This is a genomic window from Streptomyces sp. NPDC034670 (assembly GCF_055574875.1).
The window spans coordinates 101,720-113,749 of sequence record NZ_JBVITR010000016.1; the positions used below are offsets into that span (position 1 = coordinate 101,720).

Annotated in this window: 12 protein-coding genes and 1 pseudogene; 6 read left to right on the forward strand and 7 right to left on the reverse strand. The window is 74.8% G+C overall.

The genetic code is table 11. The features are described from left to right. Nucleotides 1-268: 268 nt before the first annotated feature. The 3 genes from ACZ56B_RS14260 to ACZ56B_RS14270 all read left to right on the forward strand — a co-directional run bounded on the left by ACZ56B_RS14260 (nucleotide 269) and on the right by ACZ56B_RS14270 (nucleotide 3,049). Nucleotides 269-577 carry a hypothetical protein gene (locus tag ACZ56B_RS14260; RefSeq protein ID WP_468789694.1) on the forward strand — a complete coding sequence of 103 codons (309 nt, stop codon included), beginning with the start codon at nucleotides 269-271 and terminating at the stop codon, nucleotides 575-577. 1 nt (nucleotide 578) lies between these two features. Next, nucleotides 579-2,705: a 4-alpha-glucanotransferase gene (gene malQ / locus ACZ56B_RS14265; RefSeq protein ID WP_468789696.1), complete on the forward strand. Its 2,127-nt coding sequence runs from the start codon at nucleotides 579-581 to the stop codon at nucleotides 2,703-2,705. Nucleotides 2,706-2,773: 68 nt separating this feature from the next. After that, the gene (locus ACZ56B_RS14270) at nucleotides 2,774-3,049 is read left to right on the forward strand and encodes a hypothetical protein (RefSeq protein WP_468789698.1); all 276 of its coding nucleotides are present in this window, start codon (nucleotides 2,774-2,776) and stop codon (nucleotides 3,047-3,049) included. A 179-nt stretch (nucleotides 3,050-3,228) separates the two neighbouring features. On the opposite strand, the gene ACZ56B_RS14275 is transcribed toward ACZ56B_RS14270, so the two are convergent. Further along, nucleotides 3,229-3,738: a MarR family winged helix-turn-helix transcriptional regulator gene (locus tag ACZ56B_RS14275; protein WP_468789700.1), complete on the reverse strand. Its 510-nt coding sequence runs from the start codon at nucleotides 3,736-3,738 to the stop codon at nucleotides 3,229-3,231. A 115-nt stretch (nucleotides 3,739-3,853) separates the two neighbouring features. Between ACZ56B_RS14275 and ACZ56B_RS14280 the strand changes: the two genes are divergently transcribed. Then, nucleotides 3,854-4,846 carry an EamA family transporter gene (locus ACZ56B_RS14280; RefSeq protein WP_468789702.1) on the forward strand — a complete coding sequence of 331 codons (993 nt, stop codon included), beginning with the start codon at nucleotides 3,854-3,856 and terminating at the stop codon, nucleotides 4,844-4,846. A 47-nt stretch (nucleotides 4,847-4,893) separates the two neighbouring features. Continuing rightward, nucleotides 4,894-5,415, forward strand: coding sequence for a hypothetical protein (locus ACZ56B_RS14285; protein ID WP_468789704.1), 522 nt, complete (start codon nucleotides 4,894-4,896; stop codon nucleotides 5,413-5,415). A gap of 60 nt (nucleotides 5,416-5,475) precedes the next feature. On the opposite strand, the gene ACZ56B_RS14290 is transcribed toward ACZ56B_RS14285, so the two are convergent. From ACZ56B_RS14290 to pepN, 6 genes are all read right to left on the reverse strand, one after another. Continuing rightward, entirely contained in the window at nucleotides 5,476-5,841 is a 366-nt protein-coding gene (locus tag ACZ56B_RS14290; protein WP_468789706.1) for a hypothetical protein, read from the reverse strand. Nucleotide 5,842: 1 nt separating this feature from the next. Next, the gene (locus ACZ56B_RS14295) at nucleotides 5,843-6,331 is read right to left on the reverse strand and encodes a TetR/AcrR family transcriptional regulator (protein WP_468789708.1); all 489 of its coding nucleotides are present in this window, start codon (nucleotides 6,329-6,331) and stop codon (nucleotides 5,843-5,845) included. Nucleotides 6,332-6,398: 67 nt separating this feature from the next. Next, nucleotides 6,399-7,124: a bleomycin resistance protein gene (locus ACZ56B_RS14300; protein ID WP_468789710.1), complete on the reverse strand. Its 726-nt coding sequence runs from the start codon at nucleotides 7,122-7,124 to the stop codon at nucleotides 6,399-6,401. Nucleotides 7,125-7,322: 198 nt separating this feature from the next. Further along, on the reverse strand, nucleotides 7,323-7,850 hold the full coding sequence (locus ACZ56B_RS14305) for a hypothetical protein (protein ID WP_468789712.1): 528 nt from the start codon (nucleotides 7,848-7,850) through the stop codon (nucleotides 7,323-7,325). Continuing rightward, complete coding sequence (locus tag ACZ56B_RS14310; protein WP_468789714.1) at nucleotides 7,847-8,095, reverse strand: helix-turn-helix transcriptional regulator; 249 nt, start codon at nucleotides 8,093-8,095, stop codon at nucleotides 7,847-7,849. Before ACZ56B_RS14310 ends, ACZ56B_RS14305 begins: the two co-directional genes overlap by 4 nt. 975 nt (nucleotides 8,096-9,070) lie before the next feature. Then, nucleotides 9,071-11,641 (reverse strand): aminopeptidase N, encoded by a 2,571-nt coding sequence (pepN, locus tag ACZ56B_RS14315; protein WP_468789716.1) that lies wholly within the window; start codon nucleotides 11,639-11,641, stop codon nucleotides 9,071-9,073. Between the two features lie 169 nt (nucleotides 11,642-11,810). On the opposite strand from pepN, the pseudogene ACZ56B_RS14320 reads away from it, so the two are divergent. Next, nucleotides 11,811-11,915: pseudogene (locus tag ACZ56B_RS14320) on the forward strand (DUF1203 domain-containing protein); the annotation flags it as partial. Between the last annotated feature and the right edge of the window lie 115 nt (nucleotides 11,916-12,030).

Sequence of the window (12,030 nt, forward strand, 5' to 3'; positions counted from 1 at the left end):
GAGAGTGGCCGTTGTGGCGTTTTTGTCCCACGGTGGAGTGAGGGGGCGGGAAGGAAGTGTGACCAGGAGCACGTTGTGCGCGTTCCCGCGTCTGGCCCCGCGCCCGCTGGGTAGGGCTGCGGGATAACCCCTCACGACCCGCGCCGGACCCCACGAACGATCCGCACCGATCCCACGAACGACCCGCACCGACTCGACGAACGATCCGCCCCGACCGACCCGCACGGCACCCGCGCCCCGCGGAGCCGCGCTCGACGAGGAGACCCCTGTGACCGCATCGGCCTACGTACTGTCCCCGGCCCTGTCCAAACCCGCGGCGGAGCCGTCCGCCCTCTCCGAGGACCTGCCCGACGCCCGGCCCGAGGACCTGCCCGAGGGCGACCACCTCTACGTCTTCAGCGCCGAGAGCCCCCGCGCCGAGGTCCCGCTCACCAGCGAACCCCCGCTGCCCGACGCCGAACCCCTCACCAGCGAACCCCCGCTCGCCGACACCGCCCCCCTGACCAGCGAGTCCGACGCCGCCACGGACCCCTCGGGACTCGCCTGCCTCCCCTCCCAGTACCACCCGGAGCCCTAGGGTGGCCGCGCCCCGGCCGGCCGGGCCCCCTTCCGGGGACCTGACCCGGCTCGCGGCCCTGCACGGCGTCGCCACCTCCTACCGCCCCTCCCCGGACCGCACGGTCGCGGCCTCGGCCACCGCCGTCACGCGGGCGCTGGCCGCCCTCGGCGTGGACGCGGGCACCCCCGGGGCCGTCCGCGCCGCGCTCACCGCCCGCGAGCGGGAACTCGGCGAGCGGCTGCTGCCGCCCACCGTGGTCGGCTGGGGCACGGCCGTCCCGGCCGCGCTCGCCGCGCTCCCCGGGGGCACCCGGCTGAGCGTGCGCACCGAGCAGGGCGAGACCCGCGCGTCGGCCGGTCACCTTCCGCCCGGGGTGCACGAGGTGACCGCAGCCGCCCCCGACGGCCGCACCGCGCACGCCCACCTGATCGTCGCCCCGCCCCGGCTGCCCGCGCCCCCGGGACGCTCCCACGGCCTCCTGGTCCAGCTCTACTCCCTCCTGTCCCGCCGCTCCTGGGGCATGGGCGACCTGGGGGACCTCGGCGAACTCGCCGGCTGGGCGGGACGTGACCTCGGCGCCGGATTCATCCAGGTCAACCCCCTGCACGCGGCTGTCCCCGGCCCTCCGACCGACCCCTCCCCGTACCGTCCCTCCTCGCGCCGCTTCCCCGACCCGGTCCACCTGCGGATCGAGGACGTCCCCGAGTTCGCCCACGTCGAGGACCGCGACCGGGTGCGCGCCCTGCTGGAGCGGGCCGGGCGGCTGCGCGCGGCGGTGCTGGAGCAGGGGGCGCTGATCGACCGGGACGCCGTGTGGGAGGCCAAGCGCGAGGCGCTGGAACTGGTGCACGCGGTGCCGCTCGGGCCCGGCCGGCACGCCGCCTACCGCGCCTTCCTCGCCGCGCAGGGCCGGGCCCTGGAGGACCACGCCACCTGGTGCGCGCTCGCCGAGGTGCACGGCGCCGACTGGCACCGGTGGCCCGCCGCCCTGCGCGACCCCCGCTCCCCGGAGACCGCCCGCGCCCGGCGCGAGCTGGCGGACCGCGTCGACTTCCACTCCCGTCTCGCCTGGCTCACCGACGCCCAGCTCGCCGCCGCCCAGCGCACCGCCCGCGAGGCCGGGATGCCGCTCGGGATCGTGCACGACCTCGCCGTCGGCGTGCACCCCGGCGGCGCCGACGCCTGGGCGCAGCAGGAGCACTTCGCGGCCGGCATGTCCGTCGGCGCGCCCCCGGACGCCTTCAACGCGCGCGGCCAGGACTGGGGCCTGCCGCCCTGGCGCCCGGACCGGCTCGCCGAGTCCGGTCACGCCCCCTTCCGCGCCCTGCTCCGGGCCCTCTTCCGGTACGCGGGCGCCCTGCGCATCGACCACGTCATGGGCCTGTTCCGGCTCTGGTGGGTGCCCGAGGGCCGGCCGCCGACCGAGGGCACCTACGTCCACTACGACGCCGAGGCCATGCTCGCCGCGCTCGTCCTGGAGGCCTCCCGCGCCGGGGCGGTGGTGATCGGCGAGGACCTGGGCACGGTCGAGCCCGGGGTGCGCGAGACGCTGCGCGGGCGCGGGGTGTACGGCACCTCGGTGCTCTGGTTCGAACGGGACTGGGAGGGCGACGGCCGCCCGCTGCCGCCGGAGCGCTGGCGCGCCGACTGCCTGGCCACCGCCACCACCCACGACCTGCCGCCCACCGCGGCCCGCCTCACCGGCGAGCACGTCGACCTCCGCGACGGCCTGGGCCTGCTCACCCGCCCCCTGGCCGAGGAACGCGCCGAGGCCGCCGCCGACACGGCGGAGTGGCTGGAGCTGTTCACCCGGCTCGGACTGCTGCGCGGCGCCTCTTCGGAGGTTCCGGGGGAGGGCGGCGCCTCCTCGGAGGAGGCGCGGATCCAGGCCGTCCACCGCTACCTGCTGCGCACCCCGGCCCGCCTGATCGGCGTCTGGCTCCCCGACGGCGTGGGCGACCGGCGCCCGCAGAACCTCCCCGGCACCTGGGACCAGTACCCGAACTGGCGCCTGCCGATCGCCGACGCCGGGGGCCGCCCGGTGACCCTGGAGGACCTGGCGGCGTCCCCGAGGCTGCGGGCGCTGATCGAGGTGCTGCGGGCGGACGCCGGCCCGCGCGGGGCGGGGGAGGGGAGGGCGACGTGAGCCCGCCGGGACTCCCGTACGGCACCCCGGACGCGCGCCCCCGACCGGCGTTCGCTACCTTTTGCACCGTGGACAAGAAGAACGCCCTGCGCGCCGGCGCCCTGGCAGCCGGTACGACGCTGATGATGCTGCTCATGTCGTCCCCCGCGCTCGCGCTCAACCGCGACGACGGCGACGACCCCGGCACGGGCCTGAGCGTCATCGAGACGCTGGGCCTCTACGTCGTGGCTCCGATCGCGCTGTTCGTGGTCATCGCCGCCCTGGTGATGGTCCTCGACAAGTCGCACGAGAAGAAGGACCCGACCAGCTCCAACCTCCGGACCAAGGCCGGCTCCGAGGCCTGACCGGCCCGGGCCCCGACGGGCCGCCCGCGCACCTTCCCAAGGGCGCCGTCCCCGCCGCCGTATGCACGCACCCCCGGTGTGCCGTACGACGGCGGCGGGGACGGCGCCCTCGGTGCTGCCCGGACCCGCCCGCCGGGCGGTCCCCGCCGTCGCTCCGCCGCCCCGCGGTCACCTCTCGGTCACCTCTCGGTCGCGAGCAGCAGCTCCCGCAGCAGGCCGGCCAGGTGCTCCGCCCGCCCCCCGTCCAGGGCGGACAGGGCCTCCGCCTGGAGGGCGAGGCCCGCGCCGACCGCCTCGTCGGCCAGTTCCAGCCCCCGCTCGGTGAGCGTGACCTGGAGGCCCCGGCGGTCGTGCGGGTCGGGGGAGCGGCGCAGCAGTCCCGCCCGCTCCAGCTTGTCGAGGCGGCCGGTCATCCCGCCGGTGGTGAGCATCAGCGTGGCCGAGAGCTGCCGCGGGGAGAGGGTGTAGGGCTCCCCGGAGCGGCGCAGGGTGGCGAGGACGTCGAACTCCCCGCGGGAGAGCCCGTACTTGGCGTACGCCTTGTCCATCCGGTCGCCCATGGCGCGCGAGAGCCGGTGGATGCGGCCGAAGACCTCCATGGCGGCCGTGTCGAGGTCCGGCCGCTCCCGGGCCCACTGCTCGATGATCGCGTCGACGGGGTCCCTGCGCTGTCCGGGGCGTGCACTCATGGGCAGGAGTATCCGTCCCTCTCCGGTCAGCCGCAAGAAAGTAGCTTTTAGAAAAGTTGCTTGGAGCTAAGCTACTTGTGTCCATCTGCCTCCGCCCCGGGAAGAGGTGCGCCCCGTGCCCCCGAACCGCGCCCCCCTGATCGCGCTCACCGCCCTCGCCCCCGTCTCCTGGGGCACCACCTACGCCGTCACCACCGAGTTCCTCCCGGCCGACCGCCCCCTGTTCACCGGCCTGATGCGCGCCCTGCCCGCCGGACTGCTGCTGCTCGCGCTCGTCCGGGTGCTGCCGCGCGGCGCCTGGTGGGGGAAGGCGGCCGTGCTCGGCGCCCTCAACATCGGCGCCTTCTTCCCCCTGCTGTTCCTCTCCGCCTACCGGCTGCCCGGCGGCATGGCCGCGGTCGTCGGCTCGGCCGGACCGCTGTTCGTGGTCGGCCTCTCGGCGCTGCTGCTGGGACAGCGGCCGACCGTGCGCACCCTCCTCGCCGGGACCGTGGCCGCCTTCGGGGTGAGCCTGGTGGTCCTGGAGGCGGCCGGGGCCCTGGACCCGGTCGGCGTGCTCGCGGCGCTCGCCTCCACCGCCTCCATGTCCACCGGCACCGTGCTCACCCAGCGGTGGGGCCGGCCCGAGGGCGTCGGGCCGCTCGCCCTGACCGGCTGGCAGCTCACCGCGGGCGGCCTGCTCATCGCCCCGCTCGCCCTCCTGGTCGAGGGCGCGCCGCCCGCGCTGGACGGTCCGGCGATCGGCGGCCACCTCTACCTCGCCCTGGCGAACACGGCGGTCGCGTACTGGCTCTGGTTCCGCGGCATCGGCCGCCTCACCGCCACCCAGGTCACCTTCCTCGGCCCGCTCTCCCCGCTCACCGCCGCCGTCATCGGCTGGGCGGCGCTCGGCGAGGCGCTGACGCCGGTGCAACTGGCCGGCATGGCGCTGGCGTTCGGGGCGACGGTGGCCGGCCAGGCCGCGTCGCGCGGCCGAGTGACGCCGGACGGTTCCCCGGCCCCGACCGCCCGGTGCCCGCGGAACCGTTTCACCGGCAAAAGCGTCTTGCCCTCGGTGATCGGGACCGACGGAGCCGGGCACGCGCTTCGGTCACGGCGCTCCCCGTGAACGGCTCGCAAGCGGCTGCACCGCAGCCCGGGAAAGGCGGCTGACCCGTGTTCGCCCTGCTCGCGTTCGCCTGTCTGTGCGCGGCCCCCGTCTGGCTGGTGGCGGTCGTCGTGAAGTTCGTCTCCCTGGCGCGGCCCGGGCGCCGCGCGGACTGGCCGGCGCACCTGCTGCGCTGGTGCGCCGGCATGGCGGCGGCAGCCGCCGCCGGCCTCTACGTGATCGCGCTCGGCGCGGTCCAGATGGCGGCGCACGAGTCCGAGTCCGGTACGGACTCGTCCCCCGCTCCCGCGTGCCGACAGGCCCTGCCGGACGCCGTCGGGCACATCAGCGGGCACCGGACCTCCTCTTTCCCTCCGGGCTTCGACTGCGTCCTGGACGACGGCACCGTCCGTCCGAGCAGCAGCGGCTACGCCCGGACCACCGTCGTCGTCGCGGTGGTCGGTGCGGGCGCCGTCGTGCTGTGGGGCGCGGGCCGGTTCGCGGCCGGGCGCCGCGCTCCGGCCGGGCGTGACGGTGGCGCGGGGGACTCCGACGCGCTCGCCCGAGGAGGGCGGGCGGGGCGGCCGTGAGCCCGGTCGGCGTGTGCGCGCCGACGGGCCGGAGGGGCGGGGTTCCCCCGCAGGCCCCCTTCAGTCACGGGTGAGGGACCCCTCGACGAGGGCGACGGTGGCGCGGGGGTCGTCGACCTCGACGACGACGCGGTCGTAGGTCTCGGCGTCGGCGAGTTCGATGACGACCGCCTTGTCCGGGTTCTTCACGCCCCAGAAGAGGCGTTCGCCCTGGTGGAGGTAGCGCCCGGCGGTGATGAGGCCGGGGAAGTGGGTGCCGCCGACGCGGATGCCCTTCGGCTCACGGGCGATGCCGGGGTCGTGGGTGGCGCCGCGCACGTGGGCGAGGGGGATCTCCAGGCGGCTCTTGAAGGTCCAGAGCTTGTCGAGGCCCTGGAACTCGACGGTCAGCAGGCCGCGTTCGCGGTCGACGGAGACCAGTGCCATGTCAGTGCTCCTTGGCAGGGGTGGGCAGGCCGGCGCGCAGGCGCAGACGGGTGCCGAGGACGGTGGAGGCGAGCCGGGGGGCGGCGTCGCCGTGGGAGGGGCGCAGGGCGTCCTCCAGTGCGGCGACGCCCTCCGCGACCAGCGCGGCGACCTCCGGGTCGTGGGGCGCGCGCTCGACGGCGGCGAGCAGGAGGAGACCGGCGGCCGGGCCGTTGTCGTACGAGGCGACGGCCGTCGTCAGCGCCTGCTCGGGGTCGGTGAGGGTGGCGAGGGCGGCGGTGGTCGGGCGGATCTCGTGGTCGAGGTGGTTGCGCAGGGCGGTCAGGTGCAGGCTCCGCTTGGATCCGAAGACCTTGTAGAGGCTGCCCCGGTGGATGCCGGTGGCGGTGACCAGATCGTCCACCGAGGTGCCCTCGTAGCCGTGCGTGGCGAAGAGGGCGGCCGCGGTCTCGATCGCCCGGTCGGTGTCGAAGGCGCGTGGTCGTCCCATGTCCATGACCATACGGGGTAAGAGAACGGTCGGTCAAGAACGACCGTTCCTTTACCCTTCCCCGAGGTCACCGGGGGGTGTCCCCCGGCGACCTCAGCTCCTCGAAGCGCCCGAGGTCGTCGCGCACCGCCTCCCGCTCCCGGCCGGTGAGCCGGACCGCGCCGGCCCGGGCGAGCGCGGACGCCGCGGTCGCTTCGTCGCCGAGGCGCCCGGCGACGTCCGCGCGCAGCACCAGGAGGCGGAACAGCTGCACGGGCGTGGGCCGCTCGTCCTCGGCCCCGACGCGCAGTGCCCGGTCGATGATCTTCGCGGCTCCCGCCGGGTCCTCCTTCGAGTCCGCGAACAGGGACGCGTGGTGGAGGGCCCGGGAGAACGTCTCCTCGGGCGCGGGCCGGTGGTGCCGGTCCCGGCTCGTCGGCTGCCCGATCCGCAGGCAGTTGCCGCCCGGATCGGTCATGAGGAACTGCCGCACGCCGTGCGAGGTGTCCCTCAGCGGCCCGACGCGCGGCAGCCCCCGGGTCGGGACCCTGCCGTACGCCTCCTCGAGTCCGGCCCGGAAGGCCTCGTACAGCCCGTCCACGTCGTCGGTCCGTACGCAGCAGGTGCTGAACGACTCGGCCGGCTCGTACCGCTTCATCCCGAAGAAGTGGAGCTGGATGCCACCGCGCTCCACGACCGCGTACGGGTTGGGGCTCCGCTGCTGGAAGGTCGTCTCGAAGCCGAGGGCGGCGTAGAAGTCGAGCACGGGCCGCAGGGTCCGGCACGGCAGGACCGGAATGGTCTTCTCGCTCATCCCGGCAGTCTAGTCAAACTTGAATAGAGGGGAGGTGGGTTTGCGGTGAAGGACTCGGTGGGGGTGCTGTCCGCCCGTGCGCGCCCGGCGCGGCAGGGGCATCACGCCGACGCCGAAGGCGTGGGCCCCCCGGGTCGCCCGCGATGCCCAGGGGGCACGCGGGGGCTCCGGCGCCCTCGTCGGGCCGTGGGGCCGTCGTCAGGCCGTGGGGTCGTCGTCGGCCGGCTCGTCCTGAGCCGTCAGGCCGGCCACCCACAGCGGCGCCAGCCAGTGCACCGCGAGGACCGCGACGAGTGTCGCCGCCACGGGCGCCGCGGGGGGACTCCCGGCGGCCGATCCCGCGATCGACAGGCCGAGGACGGCGGTGAGGAGGAGCAGGGTCGTCACCTGGTGGGCGCGGGCCCGCACCCGGGCGCGTTCGGCGGACTGGCGTTCGTCCAGCGCCCGTTCGCGCAGTTCGAGCAGGCCGCGGGTGGCTCCGTTGATCGCCCCGGTCGCGACCATCCACGGCAGCAGCAGCACCGTCGCGACGACGAGTGACCAGACGGGCTTCCCCTCCGCGGTGAAGGCGTAGGTCATGAGCCCGCCGATGGCCGCGCTCAGCACCAGGTGCGCGGCGACGAGCGAGCGCCTGCGGGCGGCCGTGGCGTACAGCGGGCGGCCCCGGCGGTCGTTCATGATCCGCAGCATGCTGCGGTCGTGGCGCGTCAGCGGCGTGGTGGTCATGACGTCTTCCTCCCGTAGATCTCGTCCGTGAGCGGCCGGAACGGTTCGAGCGAGAACAGTGCCTCCACCGGCAGCTCGAAGAACTTCGCGATCCTCAGTGCCAGGTCGAGGCTCGGGTTGTACTGCCCCCGCTCGATGTAGCCGATGGTCTGGTAGTGCGCCCCGACCGCCTCGGCCAGACGCTGCCGCGACACCTTCCGTTCGGCGCGCACCACGGCCAGCCTGTTGTGCACCTGCTCACTCATGTATAAGAAGTACTACAACGTGAGTGAAGGGTGCAACGTCGGGTGGCGATCCATGCGTCGAGGGCCGTTCCCGCAGGTGCGGGGAGCGGGTCGGCCGGTCCTCCGCGACCGGCGAGTCCGGACGGCCCCGCCGTGAGCCTTCGGGGGCTCGGGGCGCCTGGGCGCGGAAAGGGTGGACGGTCGGCGGGGGAATGTCGTCCGTGCGCTCGGATGAGCGGTGTGTGGACACCGGAGGCCGGACTGCTCACGCTTTTCGAGAGGGGTGTGCCTCCCGGCGGGACGGCCGAGGGGCGTGGCGGGCCCTCGGTCCGGCGGGGCGGTCGTCATGGCGGGGTGAACGGGACGGTCGCGGCCGTCGGCAGGTGGCGACGGCGGGGACTTCCGTGCCGGGAACCGGCGGCGGGCGCGACGGGCCTCGTGCCGCGACGCCTCGGTGCCGTCGCGCGGAGCGGCGCCCGGCCCGCACCGCACGTACGTGCCCCGGGTGCCCCCCGGTCAGCGGTTGCCGGCCCCGGACGCCGGCGCGGGCGCGCACCGGGGCCGGGCCCCGGCCGTCCTCCCGCTCCCACTCCGGGCGAAGGGCTGCGGCGGCCCGGGCGGCGACGGGTCCGCGTCCCACGCCCCGATCCGCAGGGCGCCGGCGCCCGACCGGCACACCCGCGGGGCGGCGGGCCCCGGTGACCCGAGCCGGAAGTTCTCGGGTGGATCGTCGGCTCCGGTTCGCCCGCAGCATCCAGCGGTGACCACGCACGCCACTGGTGGTGGCCCTGCACGGTCGCCGTCGGCGCCTCGGGCACCCCGCAGGAACCACCCACGGGTCTCCGACCCGGGTCACTGGGCGTGCCGCACGGAGTCGGAGACCAGCTCCGTGCCCGCCGCCGCGTTCACCGCGTTCGCCGCCTTCGTCGGTGGCCCCAAGGAACGCGAAGGGCGCCCGGTGGAGCACCGGGCGCCCCTGTCGCGCGTACGTACCGGTTACGCCGCCGCCGCGTCCGCCGCCTGGGCCCGCAGGGCGCGTTCCACGCCCGCGCGGGACTCCGAGACCAGGCGGCGCAGGGCCGCGCTCGGCTCGGCGGAGGACAGCCAGGCGTCCGTCTTGTCGAGGGTCTCCCCGGAGATCTGGATCGCCGGGTAGAGACCGACCGCGATCTGCTGGGCCATCTCGTGCGAGCGGGACTCCCAGACGTCCTTCAGCACCTCGAAGTACCGGTCCGTGTACGGCGCCAGCAGCTCGCGCTGGTCGGTCTGGACGAAGCCGGCGATGACCGCCTCCTGGAGGGCGTTGGGCAGCTTGTCGGAGTCGACGACCGACGCCCACGCCTCCGCCTTGGCCTCCTCGGTCGGGCGGGCGGCGCGGGCGGTGGCGGCGTGGCGCTCGCCGGCCGCCGTGCGGTCCCGCTCGTACTCGGCGGCGATCTCCGCCTCGTCGAACCGGCCCACCGCCGCCAGCCGCTGCACGAACGTCCAGCGCAGCTCCGTGTCCACGGCCAGGCCCTCGACGGTCTGCGCCCCCGTCAGCAGGGCCTCCAGCAGGTCCAGCTGCTCCGGCGTGCGGGCCGTCGCCGCGAACGCCCGCGCCCACGCGAGCTGGTGGTCGCTCCCGGGCTCGGCGGACCGCAGGTGGGCCAGCGTGGCGTCGGTCCAGCGGGTCAGCAGCGTCTCGCGGGCGGCCGGGTCGGCGTACAGGTCGACCGCCAGCTTCACCTGGCGGTGCAGCGACTGCACGACACCGATGTCGGACTCCTTGCCGACGCCCGACAGGACCAGGGAGAGGTAGTCGCGGGTGGCGAGTTCCGCGTCCCGGGTCATGTCCCAGGCCGAGGCCCAGCACAGGGCGCGGGGCAGGGACTCCGCGAAGTCGCCGAGGTGCTCGGTGACGAAGGCGAGGGACTGCTCGTCCAGGCGGACCTTGGCGTAGCTCAGGTCGTCGTCGTTGAGCAGGACGACCGCCGGGCGGCGCTTGCCGACCAGCTGCGGGACGGCCGTCAGCTCCCCGTCGACGTCCAGCTCGATCCGCTCGCCGCGCACCAGCCTGCCGTCGGCGTCGAGGTCGTAGGCGCCGACGGCGATCCGGTGCGGACGCAGGGTCGGCTCGCCCTGGGCGCCGGCGGGCAGCGCGGGGGCCTCCTGGCGGATGGCGAAGGAGGTGACGACCCCCTCGCCGTCCGTCTCGATCTCCGGGCGCAGGACGTTGATGCCGGCCGTCTCCAGCCACTTCTTCGACCAGGTCCTCAGGTCGCGGCCGGAGGTCTCCTCCAGGGCGCCCAGCAGGTCGGACAGGCGCGTGTTGCCGTAGGCGTGGCGCTTGAAGTACGCCTGCACGCCGCGGAAGAACGCGTCCTCGCCGACGTAGGCGACGAGCTGCTTGAGGACCGAGGCGCCCTTGGCGTACGTGATGCCGTCGAAGTTGACCAGCACGTCGTCCAGGTCGCGGATGTCGGCCATGATCGGGTGCGTGGACGGCAGCTGGTCCTGGCGGTAGGCCCAGGTCTTCATGGAGTTCGCGAACGTCGTCCACGAGTGCGGCCAGCGCGAGCCGGGCGCCGCGGCCTGGCAGGCGATGGAGGTGTAGGTGGCGAACGACTCGTTCAGCCACAGGTCGTTCCACCACTCCATGGTGACCAGGTCGCCGAACCACATGTGGGCCAGCTCGTGCAGGATGGTCTCCGCGCGCACCTCGTACGCCGCGTCGGTCACCTTCGAGCGGAAGACGTACTGGTCGCGGATGGTGACCGCGCCCGCGTTCTCCATCGCGCCCGCGTTGAACTCCGGCACGAACAGCTGGTCGTACTTCTCGAAGGGGTACGCGTAGTCGAACTTCTCCTGGAACCAGTCGAAGCCCTGCCGGGTGACCTCGAAGATCGCGTCCGCGTCGAGGTGCTCGGCGAGCGAGGGGCGGCAGTAGATGCCGAGCGGGACGGACCGGCCGTCCTTCTCGTAGACGCTGTGCACGCTGTGGTACGGGCCGACGATCAGCGCCGTGATGTACGTCGAGATGCGCGGCGTCGGCTCGAACACCCAGACGTTCTCCCGGGGCTCGGGCGTCGGCGAGTTGGAGATGACGGTCCAGCCCGCCGGTGCCTTCACGGTGAACTGGAACGTCGCCTTGAGGTCCGGCTGCTCGAAGCTCGCGAAGACGCGGCGGGCGTCCGGCACCTCGAACTGGGTGTACAGGTACGCCTGGTCGTCGACCGGGTCGACGAACCGGTGCAGGCCCTCACCCGTGTTGGTGTACGCGCAGTCGGCGCTCACCCGCAGGACGTTGCGGCCCTGCAGCAGGCCGGGCAGGGCGATGCGGGAGTCCGCGAAGACCTCGGCGGGGTCGAGGGCGTCCCCGTTGAGGGTCACCTCGTGCACGGCGGGGGCCACCAGGTCGATGAAGGACTCCGCCCCGTTCTCGGCGACGTCGAAGCGCACCGTGGTCACGGACCGGTAGGTGCCGCCCTCCTGCGCGCCGGAGAGATCGAGCTCGATCTCGTACGAGTCAACGGTCAGCAGCTTCGCCCGCTGCCGCGCTTCTTCGCGAGTCAGGTTTGTGCCAGGCACGCGGTCATCTCCTCGTGATGTGTCGGTTGCGCCATCCTTCCACGGGACCCGTACCGGCGCGATGTCCGTATTCCGCCGGTGGTGCGGCCCGCCGGGCACGAACCTGGGGGCATGACCACGTACACCGCACGCCCGATCACCGCCCCCGTCCTGTCGGGCGCCGGAGGACTTCGGGCCCGCCCTCGCGGAGGCCTTCGCCGATCCCGAAGTGGCGCTGGTGCACGTGCGGGCCGTGGAGCACGGCTGCTTCCTGTACGAGGTGCGGCGGACCTGAACCCGGGGCGCGCCCGCACGGCCGCGGGGGGGGGGGGGGGGGGGGGGGGGGGGGGGGGGGGGGGGGGGGGGGGGGGGGGGGGGGGGGGGGGGGGGGGGGGGGGGGGGGGGGGGGG